Below are 19,140 nucleotides of genomic sequence, written 5' to 3' on the forward strand. Positions count from 1 at the left end.
GCGTGAATGAAGTAGTTATTGATGTAAAGAATTTAAGTAAGATATATAAATTGTACGAGAAACCAGCAGATAGACTAAAAGAATCATTAAGTATAACTCATAAAAAATATCACTCTGACTATTATGCTTTAAAAAACGTTAATTTTTCGGTTAACAGAGGGGAAATTTTAGGGATAGTAGGTACTAATGGGTCGGGAAAATCTACATTACTTAAAATAATTACAGGAGTACTTAATCCTAGTGAAGGGCACGTTTACGTTAATGGTACTATATCTGCATTATTAGAACTTGGAGCAGGTTTTAACCCGGAATATACAGGAATACAAAATATATACTTGCACGGTACTATGATGAATAAAACTAAAGAAGAGATTGGAAATAAACTACAGGAAATAATTGATTTCGCTGATATCGGAGATTTTATTAACCAGCCTGTAAAAACATACTCAAGTGGTATGTTTGTTAGACTGGCGTTTGCAGTTGCGACAAACATTAAACCTAACATTTTAGTTGTAGATGAAGCCTTATCGGTTGGCGATATTAATTTTCAAATGAAGAGTATAAATAAAATAAAAGATTTGATAACTGAAGGAACAACTGTCTTATTTGTAAGTCACGATATTATTACAATTAAAACTTTGTGCAATAAAGCAATTTACTTAAATAATGGTGAGGTTATCGCATACGGTGAAAGTGGACCGATATGTGACTTATATCTGAAAAATCAAAATATTAAAAATGGATTAACGAGTATTCATACAGAAAAACGATTACAGGATAAGATTGATGGAGAATACGAAAAAGAAATTGCTGCAGATGAGACGGAGATTATTGAAGCTTTTAAATCACGTGAAGGAACAGCAAAAGTTCTGGTCACTAATGTAATCGTCGAAAATGGAAAAAAGGAGAAGTGTAAAAATTTTTACTATGGAGAACAAATAACTGTCAGAGTACATGTTGAAGTAAAACAAGATGTAGAATCATTAGTATTAGCATTGTATTTACGAAACAGAAATCAATTAGAAGTTATAGGAACTAACACAAAGTATGAAAATGTTAAGTTGGAAAAATTATCAACAGGAAGTAAATGCGTAGTAATATTTAAGTTTTGTAACTATCTTCAAGAAGGGGAATATGGAGTTTCAACTATTCTAGCAGATGATATTCCTACTCAAGAATTCTACGATAAGGTTCAAAATGTTGTTATCGTGAAATCTAGTGACCTAACTAATCAAAAAAGATGGGCTATGGTCGGTGTTCCTATGTCTGTAGAATATAAGTTTCTTTAAAATCTATGTAATGGAGGGCATATGAAATGATAGGTAGATTAGATGGTAATTCGGATGGCCAATCTGAAGAAAAACACTTCACCTCATTAACTAGTTATCGAATAAGTTTAATTATACCTTCATATAATTACGGCGCTTTTTTACCGGAAGCCGTAGAATCAGCTCTCAAGCAAACAGTAATGCCACATGAGATATTAATTTTAGATGATTGTTCAAAAGATAATACTGAAGAAGTAGGGAGATGTTACGAAAAAAAGTTTCCTAGTTTAATAAAATTCCATAGAAATTCCCGTAACATGGGTATAATTGATAATTTCAACAGCGGCGTGGGGTTGACTTGTGGTGATTTTATTTGCTTTTTAGGGGCAGATAATAAGTTCAAACCCAATTATATTGAAAAAACCTCTGAAATACTCCTTCAAAATGATGATGTAGCAATAGCTTACACTGATTTTTTGCTCTTCGGTGAAAGAGCAAAAGTGGTCTATGAAAATTTCTTGGAGGAGAGGAAAGGGCCTATAATTGATAGGAAATACTATACAATAATTTTTCCGGATTTTGATGATGAATTACTAAAAAAAGGCAATTATATGCACGGATCTTCAATGTACAGACGTAAAGCATTCGAACAAGTTGGCGGCTACAAAAATCAAGGTGACTTACCGGAAGATTATAATCTATTTCATAGAATGGTATTGGCAGGATGGCTTGCGAAAAGGATTCCTGAACCTTTATTAGAATACAGGCAACATTCTTTAGAGCAAGCGAATATTAAAAATATTGCTCTAGCAGAATCTGAGATGTACAAAAAACAAAATAAGGAACTAAAAGCTGTTGTGGCAGCTCGTGATAAAGATATAGAGGAACTTAAGGAAGCAATAGTATACAGGGATAGAGATATAGAAGAACTTAAGGAAGTAATAGTGCACAGAGATAGTGATATAGAAGAACTTAAGGAAGTAATAGTGCACAGAGATAGAGATATAGAAGAACTTAAGGAAGTAATAACGCACAGGGATAGAGATATAGAAGAACTTAAGGGAGTAATAAAACACAGAGATAGAGATATAGAAGAACTTAAGGGAGTAATAAAACACAGAGATAGAGATATAGAAGAACTTAAGGGAGTAATAAAACACAGAGATAGAGATATAGAAGAACTTAAGGGAGTAATAAAGCATAGAGATAGAGATATAGAAGAACTTAAGGGAGTAATAGGGCATAGAGATAAGAAATAGAGGAACTTGAGGGGGGGGATTGCTCATAGTAATCGTTACATTACAGAATTAAATACAGAAATCATTTGTAAAGACCAGAGTATACAGGAATTTGAGGAGATAATAGAATATACCAAACTGAAGAGAAGGTTGAAAAACATTCGCGAACTCCTCTTTGTGGAAATATGCGCAAGTATTACATCAATAAGAATAGCAGCAGTAATATGCTATTGTATTTGTATAGAATTTGGTATGGGATGATGGAGTGTGGGGCTCTGAAGAAAAAAAAGACTTTAACTAATAAATTGACGTGATTTCAGAATGTACTCATTTGTATGATATTGAACACGTCTTGTTTTTCGAACTTTTCAAGTGTTCAATAGTATTGGAGGGATTGTCAAGAGGACCTAGGCCGTGTTTGTGAATTACGGGTATTGAATTCAGATTAAAGGATTACTTGGAAGTATTGTCATGCTCTGAGTTTTGATTGATATATACTTTGTTGTGGAGATTGATTAACGTAGTTTAGAATTAAAGTAAAAATGTTATTTTATAAAAAAGTTAAATCTTGATTAAAGAACAACTAACATTACTAAAAACAAGTACCTGCAATATTAAACTTAGATAATAAAGTGCTTCGGTCAAGCCTTGGTGGGGGCGATGGATAGAGAAGCTAGATAGAAACAAATTTAAATAAGGTGGGCGTACTGTTGATAAATTTCGATATTATCCTCGTATCATATAATTCCGAAAAATGGATTTTAAAATGTCTATCTAGTTTAGAAAAAATCCAATACCCTTTAAGCAAAGTTCACATTACCATTATCGATAATAATTCTTCGGATAAGTCAACTGAATTAATCAAAAATTATCCAAATAAAAATTTGTTTGGTTCTTACCAGTTCCATTTGTTAGAGACAAACCTGGGATTTGGTAAAGCTAATAATTATGCAGTAAATCGAACAGAACAGGACTATATATTTTTCTTGAATATCGATACAGAAGTAGTTGAAGATTGCTTTACAGAGCTATGGAATGCTATTGAAAGAAGTAATCAAAACATTGGATTATGGGAATGTAGGCAGTTTCCTTACGAGCATCCTAAAGTTTATAACCCTGTTACATTAGAAGTCTCCTGGGCTAGTGCTGCAGCTTGTGTTGTACGCCGTGACTGCTTTGAAAAAGTAGGGATGTTTGATGAAAACATCTTTATGTACGCAGAGGATGTAGATTTGAGCTGGAGACTAAGAGCTTATGGTTACAAACTTCAATATGTACCTAAAAGCGTAGTATATCACTTTACTTATTTAAGTGCGGGAGAGGTTAAACCTAATCAGTTCTATAATAGTACGTATAACAATGTAATGTTAAGATTTAAGTTTGGATCATGGAAGGATATCTTTGCTGGATACGCACTTTATAAAACTTTATTTTTTGTAAAAGGTCCAGATAACCATCATAAAAGAAGAATTTTAGTAAACTTGTTCAAGAGTTTTTCTGAAGGTATGAAGTTTAGAAGGTGGAGACGTAAAAACTCATCGTTGAATTTCAAACCCAATTTTCAAATTTGGGATTATGAAATAGTAAGAGATGGTGCGTTCTATCTTAATGAGAAACAATCTAATAATTCTTTAGTTTCCATATTAGTTCGTACTTGTGGACGGCCAAATGTACTTAGGGAATCTCTTATAAGTATAAGAAATCAGACCTATAAAAATATTGAGGTTGTAATCATTGAAGATGGCCCTAATATCTCGGAAAAGATGATAAAAAGTGAGTTTAATGATCTTAATTATATTTATTATTCTACTGAAGAAAAAGTAGGTAGATGTGTAGCTGGAAATATAGCTTTGGAGAAATCAAATGGAGAATATCTGAACTTTTTAGATGATGATGATTTGTTATACTCTGACCATATTGAAGTATTGATAAATGAATTGAGGAAGAATACTAGCTTCCAAGCTGCTTATTCACTAGCTTTTGAAGTTCCAACTAAAGTTGAATCCCGAAATCCATATAAGTATAAAGAGTTGTTCCATAATGTACAGCATAGGCAAAATTTTAACCGTTTAGTCTTGTTGCATCACAATTATTTTCCTATTCAAACAGTATTGTTTAAAAAATCAATTTATAAAGAACTAGGAGGCTTTAATCCTGAGTTAGAAGTTTTAGAAGATTGGGACTTATGGTTGCGTTATGCTTTGAAATATGATTTTTATTATGTCGAAAAACTCACCTCATTATATAGGGTTCCAGCTGAATTAAGTATTGCGAGTGACAGACAAAAACTTTTTGATAAATATTTAACTATTGTTAGAGAAAATCATTTTAATAATATGAGTCTAACTAATAGGCAGATTTTTAAAGATTTTGAAAGTCATTATAAATCCAACCCAGTTCAATCAATCGTGTTCAAATCATCTGTTAAGATCTTACTGCATAAAGTCCTAAAAAAAATTTATATGAAAATGAAAAGGTGAGTACTGAAATGACTCAAAAAAAGTGGTTCTATCCCTCATTGATTTTTCTTTCGGTATGTATATTTTATCTCCAAATAATCATTGGGAAAGCTTTTTTCGGATGGGATATTCTTGATTATCATTATCCTTATTTGTATGAAACTATAAATTCTTATAGAGAATGGAATTTTTTGTGGACTGACAAAGTCTTATCTGGTTATCCGATATTTGCTGACCCTCAAGCAGCTATATCATACCCTTTTAATTTTATTCTTGCATTAATAAAGGGGAACCCAGGATTCATTATTATTGAGTTACAATTAATACTTCACTTCATTTTAGCAGGTATCTTTACTTTTTTTTATGGTAAAAAAATCGGATTGGCTCCTTTTTCATCATATGTTTCTAGCATAATATTTATATTTGGTGGGTTTATGGCTACCCATACGCAGCATTATGGAACAATAAACGCTATTACATGGTTACCACTCATACTTCTTTGTATTGAGAATGCGTATTCTTCAAGAAGAAAGTATTTTTATATTGTTCTTGCAGGGTCATTATATGGGATGAGTATATTAGCAGGACATGTCCAAACTTCTTTAAATATGGGATACCTTATTCTATTATATTTACTTTGGAAGAAATTGTATAAAAAGAAGATGGACTTAATACTAGCAAGGTCAGTTATTATTGAGTTGTTTTTACTGTACAGTATTTCATTATTGATTGCATTAATTCAAATAATTCCGACTGCAGAACTAATGATGAATTCTCCAAGAGCTCAAATGACTTTAGATGGCTCAATGGCTGCAAATTTGAATCCCGTTCATCTTATTTCGTTAGTCTTGCCATTCTTTTTTGGAAAATATGGGTATACACCATCTTGGTTTACCCGAGAGATAGTAGAAAGTCATTTGTATTTGGGATTAGTAACACTATTTCTTTTTGTTGTGGGGCTTCTAATTTTTAGTTCAAGAAATAGAGAGAAAGAAAAACAAAGTATTAGAGATATAATTGTTTTTTGGATTACTATTTCTTTTATCTATTTATTGATGGCGTTTGGTGGAGAAACAATTCTACATTATATCAATTACTATTTAATCCCAGGATACAATAAGTTAAGGAGATCTTATAATTTCTACGCAGTTGTAACTTTTGGGGTTTCCATAGTTGCAGCATTTGGTGTGCATTATTTAGATAAACTAGGAGAGGAATTTTTAATAAAAGCAAAGAGAAACATTTCTATTGTCGCTTTCTTTCTCGTTTGTTTGTTATTGGCGTTTTACGTAATACTTTCGATTAAAGGTCAGGCAATAGAGATATCCACAATTATAAATAATTTGATTATTTCGATTGTAATTGTGTTGTTGATTGCGTTTTCTCTTAAATTATATTTAGCAAAATTTATTAATCACAAGAGGCTGAAAATATTTTTATCAGTGATACTCTTATTCGAGCTTTTTACATTTAATGCGAACCAAATATTTAATAGCCAAAGATTAGATGTGAAAACCGTATTTACTCAAAGTGCATTATACGGAGAGCATCTTGAATTTATAGATGAGATAAAATCGAAAATAGAGTCAGACAATTCAGGAAAGGCAAATAAAATCTTGTATTTAGGTTTCCCGGCAACTATGCAGAATCAGTCAATGCTTGCAGATTTAGAAAATATTTATTCTTATAATCCAATGAGAGTAAATGGTTATGATCAATTTCTGAATAGTGTTTTTCCAATGAAAAATGAATCTGAGTTGGGAAGTTTAGTAAACTATGATTCACCAATGTTTAATATATTAGGGGTACGTTACATTGTAGCAAATAAAACTTATTTAGAAGCCAATAACCTTATATTTCCTGCAGAACTATTTGACACTATAGGTACATATAACGGGGGAAAATACATTGTTTTTGAAAATAAGAACGTATTACCAGAAGCGTTCATCAGTTATAATGTGAAGAGTCAGACAGGGGATGTAACAGCAGATGATTTTACAGATGACCCTTATAGAATTCTCTTATCTAATGGAAGAGAAATACAAAGTTCAGTACCTGCTGAAATTATCGATTTACAAAAAATAAATAAAACAAGATATTCTGTTAGCGTTAATATGAAAAGTGATGGAGCAATATATATTAATAAAACTTATTACAATGGATGGATAGCAATTGATAATGGTATAAAAAAAGATATGCAGAAGGCAAATGGTGCATTTCTTGGACTCGAATTAGAAAAAGGAAAGCATAATATTATTGTGGAATTCGAGCCAAAAACATATTATGTGAGTGCTACGATTAGTATCACTACATTTATTGCTGTGGTTATATTTTGTGTTTATAGTCAATTCGTTCTCAAACGTAGAAAAAGTGATAAGGTGAGATTAAATTGAAAAATATTTCAATAATAGTACCGGTATATCAAGAAGGAGATTATATCTACCAAAACATAAATGAGATAAACAGTCATTTAGAGAAGCTTACTTATGATTTTAACTATATTTTGGTGGACGATGGATCTTCCGATAATACTTGGGGTGAATTAGAAAAGATAGCAACTGAATATAGAAATGTAACAATTATTAGGTTTAGTAGGAATTTTGGGAAAGAAGCAGCTATATTTGCTGGTCTTGAGTATGCAGAGGGAGAGGCGTCTATTATTATGGACTCCGATTTACAACACCCCCCTAATTTGATAGGGAAGATGTTGTCATATTGGGAACAAGGGTACGAGGTAGTAGAAGCTGTAAAATCCAGTAGAGGTGACGAAAAATTATGGAATAAGTTTTTTTCGAATACTTTTTATGTTGTATTAAACAAGTTAGCTGGATATGATTTATCAGGAGCGTCTGATTTTAAAGTGTTGGATAGAAAAGTTGTTGAGTCATTAAATAGTATGAAAGAGAGAAACACTTTTTTTAGGGGGCTTTCTGCGTGGGTTGGATATTCTAGAAAGAAAGTACTTTTTAGTGTTGAGCCAAGAAAAAGAGGTATTACTAAGTGGTCCTTCAAGTCCTTGTTTATCTTGGCCAAAAATGCAATTACAGCTTTTTCAACAGTTCCTTTACATTTCATCACAACAATAGGAGTGTTCTTTTTAGTTGGAGCGATGATACTAGGAGTTCAGACTCTAGTTCAAAAAATAAGTGGTAATGCGGTGAGTGGATTCACAACTGTAATACTTTTGTTATTGATTATAGGAAGTATACTTATGATTGCTATTGGAATTATAGGTGAGTATATTGCAAAAATATACGAAGAGATTAAGTCCAGGCCAAGATATATCATAAAGACAGTTTTTACGAATAAGAAATCACAATTAAATCAAGATGTAATGAATCATGAATATGAAACAATCTTATAAAACTTGGATATACACAGTAACTAAATATGCTTTAGTAGGCTTACTCGGTGCAGGTATTCATTTTTTTTCAGTAGTTGTATTAGTAGAAAAAATAAGGGTCAATCCGCTGATTTCATCAGTCATTGGTTTTGTTTTTTCACTAATATTTTCATTTTTCTTGAATTTCTTTTGGACTTTCAAAATAAAATCGAATAAAACAATGCTCTCTACTTCAATAAAATATACTATTGTAAGTTTGTCGGGTCTCATATTAAATTTATTAATAATGTATATCATGAATGATTTGTTGGGAATATGGTATATTTATGCTCAATTGACAAGTACAGTGCTGGTTCCTGTTAATAATTTTATACTTAATAGAGCATGGGCTTTTAAAAATAACTTAGAGAAGGAGAAACTATGAAAGGAATTATTTTAGCGGGTGGAACGGGCTCACGTTTATATCCCTTAACCAAAGTAACAAATAAACATTTATTGCCTGTAGGCAAATATCCTATGATATTTCATGCGGTGAATAAATTAAAGCAAGCTGAAATAGAAGATATCCTGATCGTAACCGGTAAAGAACATATGGGCGAAGTTGTAAATCTACTTGGCAGTGGAAGTGATATGGGAGTTTGCTTTACCTATAAGGTTCAAGACGAAGCAGGCGGTATTGCTCAAGCGCTTGACTTAGCTGAACAGTTCGTAGGGGAGGATCAAATGGTCGTCATCCTGGGCGATAATGTATTCGAAGATGATATCGCCCATTATGTAGACAATTTCCGGAAACAAAAGAAGGGTGCTAAAATACTCCTTCAACAGGTTCATGATCCGAAGCGTTATGGTGTGGCAGAGTTACAAGGTGACCATATTGTTTCTATTGAAGAGAAGCCTAAAGAGCCAAAAAGCGATTATGCAGTAACTGGAATCTACATGTTTGACCATACAGTATTTAATATTATTAAAACACTTAAGCCGTCTGGCCGTGGTGAACTTGAAATCACAGATGTTAATAATGCTTACATAAAGCGAAATGAACTTACATTTGATGTTCTTCAAGGCTGGTGGACAGATGCCGGTACTCATGCATCACTTGCACGAGCGAACGAACTTGCCAAAGATATTACGTTTGGTGAAGAGTTTGGTAAACTGAAGCTGTAAGGAGAGTTACACATGAGAGTAGAATGTCTTTCTCTATCAGGTGCACACATTATTGAACCGGTGATCCATGGGGATCACCGGGGCTTTTTTATGGAAAGCTATAATGAACAGAAGTTGAAGGAACAAGGGATTTCATTCAATTTCACTCAAGACAATCAATCCCTATCTGCTGAAGCAGGCGTAGTAAGAGGATTGCATTATCAGCTTAATCCCAAGGCGCAGACTAAGTTAATCAGAGTCATTTCTGGGGCGATATATGATGTGATAGTTGATATTCGCAAGAACTCACCAACATTTGGACAATGGGTTGGAGTAATTTTAAGTGAGCATAACCACCGTCAGCTTTTGGTGCCTAAGGGGTTTGCACATGGCTTCTGCACGCTAGTCCCCAACACGCAAGTATTATATAAAGTTGATGAATATTATTCACCTGAGCATGATCGAGGGATTCTGTGGAATGACCCAGCCTTGGGTATTGACTGGCCGACATCAAAGCCTATATTGTCTGATAAGGACAAGGTACATCCTATCCTCAAAGAAGCGGAAATAAATTTTGAATAGGAGATAGTCTAGTGAAATTACTCATTACTGGTGGAGCAGGATTCATCGGAAGTAACTTTATCATTTACATGCTTAACAAATATCCTGACTATAAAATCATTAACATAGATGCATTAACTTACGCTGGTAATCTTGAAAACTTGACTGATATTCAAGACAACCCAAACTATCGTTTTGTTAGAGCAGATATTGCAGACGTTCAAGCGATGGAGCAACTGTTTAGCGAAGGTGTCGACGTAGTTGTTAACTTTGCAGCAGAATCTCATGTGGATCGAAGCATTCTAGAACCTGAGATTTTCGTGAAAACCAACGTATTGGGAACTCAAGTGCTCCTGGATGCAGCTAAAAAACACGGAGTGACGAAGTTCGTCCAGGTATCTACAGACGAGGTTTACGGCACTCTAGGAGAAACGGGTTTATTCTCTGAAACGACTCCGCTAACGCCTAATAGCCCGTATTCGGCTAGTAAGGCAGGGGGAGATTTGCTGGTACGGGCGTATCATGAGACGTTTGGGCTACCAGTAAATATAACGCGTTGTTCTAATAACTATGGACCTTATCAGTTTCCTGAGAAGCTCATCCCATTAATGATTGCCAATGCTTTGAATGATATGCAGCTTCCGATTTATGGGGATGGACTTAACATTCGTGACTGGTTGTACGTTGAGGATCATTGCAGTGCAATCGATTTGGTTATTCATAAAGGCAGCAATGGTGAAATTTATAATGTAGGCGGTAATAATGAGCGGACGAACATCCACATTGTTAGAACGATTCTAGAGCAGCTTGGCAAGCCAGAATCATTAATCAAATATGTTGAAGACCGACTCGGACATGATCGTCGCTATGGAATTGACGCGACTAAGATTACGGCCGAACTCGGCTGGAAGCCTAAGCATACTTTTGAAACGGGGATTGAAGAAACAATTAGCTGGTACTTGAATAACCGGACATGGTGGGAGAGAATTCAGTCTGGAGCATACCAAGCTTATTATGAACAACAATATGGGAAACGGCTGGGGGAGTAAGAATGAACATACTCGTAACAGGCGCTAATGGGCAATTAGGGGCGGACGTAGTCCACCTCTTTTCTGAAAAAGGACATCATGTAGTTGGACTGGGTAGAGCACAATTAGACATTACGGACGAGATCATGTGCAACAATGTAATTGGTGAAATACAACCCGATGCAGTTATCCACTGTGCAGCCTATACAGCGGTGGACAATGCAGAAGCGGATCAAGATAATGCCTATTTAGTTAATGCCATTGGAACAAGAAACATCGCCGTTGCGGCAGAACGTGTGAAGGCCAAAATATGCTACATTAGTACGGACTATGTGTTTGACGGCACGTCCTCTAGTCCCTATTATGAGTATGACAATACGAATCCATTGACCGTGTACGGGAAATCGAAGCGGGCAGGAGAACAATTGGTACAATCCTTATGTTCTCGTTGGTTTATTGTAAGAACGTCCTGGGTGTACGGAGTTTCAGGTAACAACTTCGTGAAGACGATGTTGAAATTAGGCAGAGAACGAGAATCATTGCAGGTGGTAAATGATCAATGGGGATCGCCAACTTACACCTGTGATTTGTCATTATTTTTAGAGGAGCTTGTAGCGACTGAAAAGTATGGTATTTATCACGCCTCTAATACCGGAATATGCTCGTGGTATGAATTTGCCCAAGCCATTTTTGAAGAGGCAAAAATGCCTGTCAAGGTTGAACCTTGCACGACAGAACAATTTCCGCGTCCAGCGCCGCGTCCCCGGTATTCGGTTATGGAGCCAATGGCTATTCGAACAAATGGTTTAACACCAATTCGACATTGGCGAGAGGCGTTGCAAGATTATATCAATCATCGATAGAACTGGATGTGAATGAGAGTGGGAGCTCGTCGGGATAAAGTCCAAATTGTTATGTCGACCTTTAACGGGGAAAAATATTTGGCCGAACAGCTTAATAGTCTGATGGAGCAAACCCATTCTCATCGCTGCATTACGATTCGGGATGACGGTTCCTCAGACAGTACATCGACAATTATTAATGAATTTGTATTTAAATATCCAAGTGAATTTAAAGTCTTTTATAAAAAGAATATTGGTGTCATTGCGAGTTTTTTTGAGCTTTTGACGAACTATGTTCATGATGATACGGATTATGTATGCTTCTGTGATCAGGATGATGTGTGGAAGCCACATAAGTTAGAGAGAGGAATACGTTACTTAAATCAGTTTTCAGGGGATGAGCCTGTAATGTATTTTACTCCTACACTAATGGTGAATGAAACGTTGCAGCCAATTAACTCTTGGCCCCCTTCACCGCATCGGCGGACATCTTTCTTTAATGCGCTTGTCGAAAATGTGGCAGTTGGAGCTACGATTATGATTAATCGTCCAGCTATTGATCTGATAAAGGTTAAGCCCCCTCATCCTAAGAATATTGTCATGCATGATTGGTGGGTGTATTTGGTAGTCTCTGCATTTGGTAAAGTGGTATACGATAAGGAAGAGAGCATTTATTACCGACAACATCAAAATAATGTCGTTGGCGGGCAAAGCGGGATCGTTGATATGTGGGTACAAAAATGGAGAAATTATCAAAAGCATTGTGAAAGTAAAATCTACTGGAATCAAGCTAAGGAATTCGAACGATGCTGGGGAGAACATCTCCCTGCAAAGTTAAGAGCAGAACTGCACGAGTTTCTGCTTCCTGATAGAGGATTTTTGAAACGAACGAAATATGCTCTATCAACATCTCTATACCGCCAGTCTACGTTGGACAATCTTCTACTCCGTCTTATGATGATTCGAGGAGACATAATCAAATGAAGGACATATCCATTATCATCGTTAATTATAATACGAAGCAGTTAACCTTGAACTGTCTGAAGTCGGTTTTTCGATCGGTAACGGACTACCATTTTGATGTCATCTTAATCGACAACGCCTCACGCGACGATTCAGTACAAGTCATTGGAGAGCAATACCCTCAAGTAAAGCTTATCGCCAATGAACACAACCTGGGCTTTTCCAAAGCCAACAACCAAGGCATGCGTGTTGCGCAGGGGCGTTATGTTCTACTGCTCAACTCCGATACGGTTATTCAACCGGATACGCTCGATATCATGATACGCTTCATGGATGAACATCTTGAGGTGGGCGCTTCAGGGTGTAAGGTCGTCCTTCCTGACGGATCTCTAGACAAAGCCTGCCGACGCGGATTTCCAACACCATCTGCAACCTTCTTCTATGTGTCTCGATTATCGAAAATGTTCCCCAAAAATCCGCGAATCAATGCGTACCACCGTGAAGATTTAGACCCTGATGAGGCTTATCCGATTGATTGTCTAATTGGAGCATTCATGATGGTGAGACGTGAGGCGATAGAGCAGGTCGGGATGCTGGATGAAGACTTTTTTATGTATGGGGAAGATGTTGACTGGTGTTACCGCATAAAGCAGGCAGGCTGGGTCAACTATTACTATCCAAAGAGCAAAATTGTTCACTATAAGCGGGCAAGCAGCCGGAATAAACCTTTTAAAATCACGTATGAATTTCATAGAGCGATATATGTCCTTTACAATAAACATTTCAAACAGCAATATCCGTTTTGGGTGAACGCGCTAATGTATGCCGGTATGGGTGCAAAGTTGGCTGCAGCTTTGACATTGAACGCGATAGCGAAAGGCTTGGCCATTTTTCGGAGACCGCAAACAAATAAATAACAACCATTCCCTTACAGTATGAATCTCTAGTATAATGGTCTTAATCAAATACGGTAAAATGAGGTTCTTATACATGATTCGCAAAAATCAGAAGTTTTTGTCGAAAATATATATGATTTTCGATATTCTCGTCATCGCGATCGCATTCGGATTGGCTTGGTGGGTAAAATTCGATAGTGGCTGGTTGGATAACGATGGCTCATTGTCTTATAGGACTTATATGGGTTGGGGAGTGGTATACGCGGCAACCGTTATTGTTGTTGGCACCATGTCTTCGCTATATCATTTCCATCGGAAAAAGCGGTTCTCGGATCAGCTTGTTCGCATCATTCAAACGCATGCGATTAGCTTGTTCGTGTTGCTTAGTTTGTTGTTCTTTTTCAAACAAATCCATATATCCCGTGAATTCCTGGCGGTCTTCGTAGGGACTGCAACAATGGGAACTATCGTCTATCGATACACTGTCAAGATTATGTTGCGCTCCTTACGTCATAAAGGGTATAACAAGCAATTTATCATTATTCTAGGAGCAGGCACACTAGGGAAACGGTTTTATGAAAATTTGCGGAATTACCCGGAAATGGGTTATGAGGTTATCGGGTTTTTAGATGATCGGGCAGAGTGGGATTTCATTGAAGAGAAACGGTATGAACCAATTTTAGGAACTTTGAATGAATTAGAGCGAGTACTGAATGACAAGTTGATCGACGAAGTCATTGTTGCTCTCCCGTTAGACGCACATCATAAATTCCCAGACATTATCGAGACATGTGAAAAAGCGGGAGTGCGCACACTCATCATTCCGGACTTCTTCGACTATCTGCCTTCACGACCATACTTTGATAACTTTGCGGGTATGCCAATGATTAACGTGCGTGACATTCCGCTCGATGTACTGCGAAACAGAGTGCTCAAGCGAGCCTTTGATATTGCGTTTTCATTAGTGGCCATCATCATAACGCTGCCAGTTATGCTTGTTATTACGATAGGGCTAAAGTTAACCTCCCCGGGTCCAATCATATTTAGGCAGGAGCGGGTTGGATTGAACCGGCGTCACTTTATGATGTACAAGTTCCGTTCAATGAAGGTGAGTAAGCAGAATACATCAGACACGGTGTGGACAACGGAAAATGATCCGCGTCGTACGAAGTTTGGCTCTTTCTTGCGAAAGACCAGCTTGGATGAACTTCCTCAGTTCTTCAATGTGCTTTTCGGACATATGAGCGTAGTTGGTCCAAGACCGGAGCGTCCGTATTTTGTGGAGCAATTCAAAGAGGAAATTCCGAAATATATGGTGAAGCACCATGTCCGCCCGGGCATTACTGGCTGGGCTCAGAGCAACGGCTTACGCGGAGACACTTCAATTGAGGAACGGATTCGTTACGATATATTCTATATTGAAAACTGGTCTTTATTATTTGATATTAAAATTATTTGGAAGACAATTATGAACGGATTTATTAATAAAAATGCCTACTAAAAATACTTGTACGAAAAAGGTATAAATTAAACTTTTTTCTCCCCAAACTGTGAATACCATCACGCTTTGGGGAGTTGTTGTTTTATGGGCCAACATGAAAAAGATATGGAAACAGACCACACGGAAGTAGGACGCGGTTGGGTTATCGCGCTAATACTCGGTTCAGCCATGTGGATTGCTATTGCCGTCATTGTCGTCCGTGTACTCTAATCTTCAATCTATGCGGTCATTGCATCCTTCTGCATTGTGTATTTCAAATCGCAAACACAATGCGCTTCTCCATCATTTTCACCGTGACAACTCTTCACGTTTTTATTACAATAAGAACATACATTCTCTTTATAGTAGGCAACCTATATATTCATCCTTCTCTTCATTGACACCCCCTACGTGCACCCTTAGACTTAACTTTGGTACACTATATATACGAGCATAAATGAAGCGAACGCTCTTTGGCGGAGACATGCAATTTTGAACAGAATGCGGCTTTCGCGAATGCAGTAATCCTGCACGTGGCATGTGTGCTGCATGATGCGTAAAAGAGCGACGGACTTGGAGGAACACAACCTTGAATACGCCAGTTATACCTATAGACTCGTGGCGGCACGTGTTCAAATTGGACCCGGATAAAGAAATCGGTGATGAAGCACTGGACAGGATATGTATGTCCGGCTCGGATGCAATCGTAGTCGGCGGGTCGAGTGGGGTGACGTTTGGGAATACGGTGGATCTGTTGGCGCGCATTCGGCGATATGAGCTGCCGGTCGTGTTGGAGGTGTCCAACCTGGATGCCGTGGTGCCTGGATTCGACGCGTACCTTATTCCAATGGTGCTGAATACGCCGAATCCGAATTGGATAATCGGGCAGCATCAGCGTGCGATACAACAGTATGGTTACATGATTCCGTGGGATTTGCTAATACCAGAAGGCTACATTATATTGAATCCTGACGCGACGGCGGCCAAGATTACGGAAGCGGATGCGAGTATATCTGCCGCGGATACGATCGCGTATGCGCAAGTAGCGGACAAGCTAATGCGTCTCCCCATCGTGTACGTCGAATATAGCGGCATGTATGGCGATATGGAGCGGGTGAGCGAGGTTAAGCGTGCTCTTCGTCAGGCTCAGCTGTTCTACGGTGGCGGTATCCGCACGATGGAGCAAGCACGAGCAGCAGCCGCAGCGGCAGATACGGTCGTGGTGGGTAACATAGTATATGAAGATTTGGATGCGGCCTTAGCTACGGTAGACGCCGTGAAGGCAGCGCCATTAAAATAGGAAATATGATTGAACACAAGAATGAGACATCGGCATACCAGCCGAGAGGATAGATTTATTTTTGGATCAGCGATGAATCAGTCAGGTTATTTTTCATTGAACAAATCTATTGCTGATTCATCTAGCAGAATCGGCACATCCCTAGACACGGATTGATCATGCCTGTTCTACTTGTCCAACAGAAAGGAGATTGCGCACTTATGTTTGAATTTTTAGAATCAGGTGCACAGACGGGAGCTTCACGAGCAAGTATTGACATTCAGGATGCGATTAAGCGCCTTAACCCAGAGCAGCGCCGCGCGGTAGAGGCGACAGAAGGGCCGCTGCTTATTATGGCGGGAGCGGGATCAGGGAAGACGCGCGTGCTGACGCACCGTATCGCTTACCTTATCGCTACGCGCAAAGCTGCGCCATGGAGCATCCTGGCCATTACATTTACGAACAAAGCATCCCGTGAAATGCAGGATCGGGTAGCGAAGCTAGTCGGTCCGGAAGGACAGGACATTTGGGTATCTACGTTCCACTCGATGTGTGTGCGCATTCTGCGCCGAGATATCGAACGAATCGGTTATACGTCCAATTTCTCCATTCTCGATTCGGCGGACCAGTTGTCTGTCATTCGAGGCTGCATGAAGGAATTAAATTTTGATACGAAAAAGTTTGAACCCCGGGCAGTGCAAGCGGCCATCAGCAGTGCGAAAAATGAGCTTGTCTCCCCGGAACGGCTAGAGCAGAAGATTGGCGATTTTTTCGACGGTATCGTCGCGAAGGTGTACAAGCTGTACCAGAAGCGGCTGAAGAGCAACAACTCGCTCGACTTTGACGATCTGATCATGTCGACAATCCATCTGTTCAAGGAAGTGCCGGAAGTGCTCGACTTTTATCAGAAGAAGTTCAAATATATTCACGTTGACGAGTATCAGGATACGAACCGTGCGCAGTACATGCTGTGCCGCATGCTCGCAGATCAGCATCATAATATTTGCGTGGTGGGGGATAGTGATCAGTCCATCTACCGCTGGCGTGGGGCGGACATTACGAACATTCTGAACTTCGAGGAAGATTACCCGAAGGCAACCACAATATTCCTCGAACAGAACTATCGGTCTACCGCGAATATTTTGAATGCGGCGAATGAAGTCATTAAGCAGAATACGGGCCGTAAACCGAAGAAGTTGTGGACCGACTCCGGCGAGGGAAATAAGATTAAAGTCTATCAAGCGGATACGGAACATGATGAAGGCTATTTCGTGACGGCGGAAATTAAGAAGAACAAGATGACCGGCACATCGTACAGCAATCACGCGATTTTGTACCGAACGAATGCCCAGTCCCGGGTAATAGAGGAAATTCTCATCAAGTCCGAAATTCCATATCAGATCGTCGGCGGCATCAAGTTCTACGACCGCAAAGAGATTAAGGATTTGCTAGGATACTTGCGGTTAATATCTAACCCGAACGATGATATCAGCTTGGAGCGCATTATCAATGTGCCGAAGCGGGGCATTGGGGCGACGACGTTAGCCAAGCTGTCCGACGCGGCGTCGGCACGAGGCACGTCGGTCATGGAAGTCATAGCGAATATGGATGACTTGGACATCGCTCCGAAGACTAAGGGCACATTGCGTGAATTCCGGGCGATGATCGATGGCTTGCATCATATGGTCGAATATTTGTCTGTTACGGAATTGACGGAAAAAGTGCTGGAAATGTCAGAGTACAAGCTGGAGCTGCATCGGGAAAACACGCTGGAATCAAAGGCGCGGCTAGAGAACATCGAGGAGTTCCTGTCGGTAACGCAGGAGTTCGAGCAGCGCAATGACGACAAGTCGCTCGTGTCGTTCTTGACCGACCTGGCCCTTATTGCGGATATCGATTCGGTGAATGATACCGACGAAGAGGAAGAAGACGCGGTCATCCTCATGACGATGCACAGCGCCAAAGGATTGGAATTCCCTGTCGTCTTCATCATCGGTATGGAGGAGGGAGTCTTCCCACACAGCCGCGCCTTCAGCGACAACGAGGAGCTGGAAGAAGAGCGCCGTCTCGCATATGTAGGCATTACGCGCGCAGAGCAGCAGCTCTTCCTGACGTGTGCACGAACGCGCACACTGTTCGGCCGGACGAATGCGAACCCGCCGTCACGCTTCCTCAGGGAAGTGCCGGAAGAACTGATGGAAGACGCATCTTCGTCGGGCACGCGCTACGGCGGGGGCGACCGTTACGGCCGCAATGCATCCTCCGCCTCCTATGGCGGGCGCGGTCTCGGCTACGCCGGAGGCGCAGGAGCGAACCAAGCGTCCGGCACAGGCGCGTCAAGCCAGGCGCCGGGCGGATGGCGCACATCCACTCCAGGAAGCAAGGCACCGGCCGCCAGTGGCGTCACTGTCACGACTTCGCTCGACAAGGCGAAGCAGGATGGAGCGCAAGACGGCAGCATCCAAGCTGGCGACAAAGTGTCCCACGCCAAGTGGGGCGTCGGCGTCATCGTCTCCGTCAAAGGGACGGGTACCGATACGGAGCTGCAGATTGCCTTCCCGGCGCCTGTCGGTGTAAAGCGTCTCCTGGCGGCATTTGCGCCGGTTACGAAAGTATAAATGAACAGCAGGTAGAATATCC

At 39.3% G+C, this 19,140-nt stretch carries 16 protein-coding genes; all 16 read left to right on the plus strand.

Translation table 11 applies throughout. The features are described from left to right. Positions 1-2 precede the first annotated feature (2 nt). The 16 genes from M3650_RS09350 (at position 3) to pcrA (ending at position 19,118) form a co-directional block, all read left to right on the plus strand. Positions 3-1,289, plus strand: coding sequence for an ABC transporter ATP-binding protein (locus tag M3650_RS09350; protein ID WP_251574085.1), 1,287 nt, complete (start codon positions 3-5; stop codon positions 1,287-1,289). Positions 1,290-1,315: 26 nt separating this feature from the next. Further along, positions 1,316-2,527, plus strand: a complete 1,212-nt coding sequence (locus tag M3650_RS09355) for a glycosyltransferase family 2 protein (RefSeq protein WP_251574087.1) — start codon at positions 1,316-1,318, stop codon at positions 2,525-2,527. Between the two features lie 689 nt (positions 2,528-3,216). Further along, entirely contained in the window at positions 3,217-4,986 is a 1,770-nt protein-coding gene (locus M3650_RS09360) for a glycosyltransferase family 2 protein (protein WP_251574090.1), read from the plus strand. 8 nt (positions 4,987-4,994) lie between these two features. Continuing rightward, positions 4,995-7,358, plus strand: a complete 2,364-nt coding sequence (locus M3650_RS09365; RefSeq protein WP_251574093.1) for a YfhO family protein — start codon at positions 4,995-4,997, stop codon at positions 7,356-7,358. Further along, positions 7,355-8,329 carry a glycosyltransferase family 2 protein gene (locus tag M3650_RS09370; protein ID WP_251574096.1) on the plus strand — a complete coding sequence of 325 codons (975 nt, stop codon included), beginning with the start codon at positions 7,355-7,357 and terminating at the stop codon, positions 8,327-8,329. The genes M3650_RS09365 and M3650_RS09370 overlap by 4 nt, the downstream gene beginning before the upstream one ends. Continuing rightward, a complete protein-coding gene (locus tag M3650_RS09375) occupies positions 8,307-8,732 on the plus strand; it encodes a GtrA family protein (RefSeq protein WP_251574099.1) in 426 nt (141 codons plus the stop codon). The genes M3650_RS09370 and M3650_RS09375 overlap by 23 nt, the downstream gene beginning before the upstream one ends. Continuing rightward, entirely contained in the window at positions 8,729-9,472 is a 744-nt protein-coding gene (locus tag M3650_RS09380; protein WP_251574101.1) for a sugar phosphate nucleotidyltransferase, read from the plus strand. The genes M3650_RS09375 and M3650_RS09380 overlap by 4 nt, the downstream gene beginning before the upstream one ends. A gap of 12 nt (positions 9,473-9,484) precedes the next feature. Next, positions 9,485-10,033: a dTDP-4-dehydrorhamnose 3,5-epimerase gene (gene rfbC / locus M3650_RS09385; protein WP_251574102.1), complete on the plus strand. Its 549-nt coding sequence runs from the start codon at positions 9,485-9,487 to the stop codon at positions 10,031-10,033. Positions 10,034-10,044: 11 nt separating this feature from the next. Then, the gene (gene rfbB / locus M3650_RS09390; RefSeq protein WP_251574104.1) at positions 10,045-11,061 is read left to right on the plus strand and encodes a dTDP-glucose 4,6-dehydratase; all 1,017 of its coding nucleotides are present in this window, start codon (positions 10,045-10,047) and stop codon (positions 11,059-11,061) included. 2 nt (positions 11,062-11,063) lie between these two features. Further along, entirely contained in the window at positions 11,064-11,903 is an 840-nt protein-coding gene (gene rfbD / locus M3650_RS09395) for a dTDP-4-dehydrorhamnose reductase (protein ID WP_251574107.1), read from the plus strand. Positions 11,904-11,915: 12 nt separating this feature from the next. Then, positions 11,916-12,866 carry a glycosyltransferase family 2 protein gene (locus M3650_RS09400; RefSeq protein ID WP_251574109.1) on the plus strand — a complete coding sequence of 317 codons (951 nt, stop codon included), beginning with the start codon at positions 11,916-11,918 and terminating at the stop codon, positions 12,864-12,866. Next, the gene (locus M3650_RS09405) at positions 12,863-13,762 is read left to right on the plus strand and encodes a glycosyltransferase family 2 protein (protein WP_251574118.1); all 900 of its coding nucleotides are present in this window, start codon (positions 12,863-12,865) and stop codon (positions 13,760-13,762) included. The genes M3650_RS09400 and M3650_RS09405 overlap by 4 nt, the downstream gene beginning before the upstream one ends. Before the next feature lie 73 nt (positions 13,763-13,835). Continuing rightward, on the plus strand, positions 13,836-15,242 hold the full coding sequence (locus M3650_RS09410; RefSeq protein ID WP_019424805.1) for an undecaprenyl-phosphate glucose phosphotransferase: 1,407 nt from the start codon (positions 13,836-13,838) through the stop codon (positions 15,240-15,242). An 84-nt stretch (positions 15,243-15,326) separates the two neighbouring features. Next, the gene (locus M3650_RS31885; RefSeq protein ID WP_285848380.1) at positions 15,327-15,452 is read left to right on the plus strand and encodes a hypothetical protein; all 126 of its coding nucleotides are present in this window, start codon (positions 15,327-15,329) and stop codon (positions 15,450-15,452) included. A 358-nt stretch (positions 15,453-15,810) separates the two neighbouring features. Beyond that, positions 15,811-16,521, plus strand: coding sequence for a heptaprenylglyceryl phosphate synthase (gene pcrB, locus M3650_RS09415; RefSeq protein WP_251574121.1), 711 nt, complete (start codon positions 15,811-15,813; stop codon positions 16,519-16,521). A 200-nt stretch (positions 16,522-16,721) separates the two neighbouring features. Continuing rightward, on the plus strand, positions 16,722-19,118 hold the full coding sequence (pcrA, locus tag M3650_RS09420) for a DNA helicase PcrA (RefSeq protein WP_251574131.1): 2,397 nt from the start codon (positions 16,722-16,724) through the stop codon (positions 19,116-19,118). The last annotated feature ends 22 nt before the right edge of the window (positions 19,119-19,140 follow it).

It is taken from the genome of Paenibacillus sp. MER TA 81-3, from assembly GCF_023713585.1.
GTDB classification, from domain to species: Bacteria; Bacillota; Bacilli; order Paenibacillales; family Paenibacillaceae; genus Paenibacillus_B; species Paenibacillus_B profundus.

What these genes read in the sequence shown, in the direction of transcription:
- M3650_RS09355 (WP_251574087.1), top strand. Translation starts at nt 1,316, where the DNA reads ATGATAGGTAGATTAGATGGTAATTCGGATGGCCAATCTGAAGAAAAA.
- M3650_RS09365 (WP_251574093.1), top strand. Translation starts at nt 4,995, where the DNA reads ATGACTCAAAAAAAGTGGTTCTATCCCTCATTGATTTTTCTTTCGGTA.
- M3650_RS09375 (WP_251574099.1), top strand. Translation starts at nt 8,307, where the DNA reads ATGAATATGAAACAATCTTATAAAACTTGGATATACACAGTAACTAAA.
- M3650_RS09380 (WP_251574101.1), top strand. Translation starts at nt 8,729, where the DNA reads ATGAAAGGAATTATTTTAGCGGGTGGAACGGGCTCACGTTTATATCCC.
- rfbC (WP_251574102.1), top strand. Translation starts at nt 9,485, where the DNA reads ATGAGAGTAGAATGTCTTTCTCTATCAGGTGCACACATTATTGAACCG.
- rfbD (WP_251574107.1), top strand. Translation starts at nt 11,064, where the DNA reads ATGAACATACTCGTAACAGGCGCTAATGGGCAATTAGGGGCGGACGTA.
- M3650_RS09400 (WP_251574109.1), top strand. Translation starts at nt 11,916, where the DNA reads ATGAGAGTGGGAGCTCGTCGGGATAAAGTCCAAATTGTTATGTCGACC.
- M3650_RS09405 (WP_251574118.1), top strand. Translation starts at nt 12,863, where the DNA reads ATGAAGGACATATCCATTATCATCGTTAATTATAATACGAAGCAGTTA.
- M3650_RS09410 (WP_019424805.1), top strand. Translation starts at nt 13,836, where the DNA reads ATGATTCGCAAAAATCAGAAGTTTTTGTCGAAAATATATATGATTTTC.
- M3650_RS31885 (WP_285848380.1), top strand. Translation starts at nt 15,327, where the DNA reads ATGGGCCAACATGAAAAAGATATGGAAACAGACCACACGGAAGTAGGA.
- pcrA (WP_251574131.1), top strand. Translation starts at nt 16,722, where the DNA reads ATGTTTGAATTTTTAGAATCAGGTGCACAGACGGGAGCTTCACGAGCA.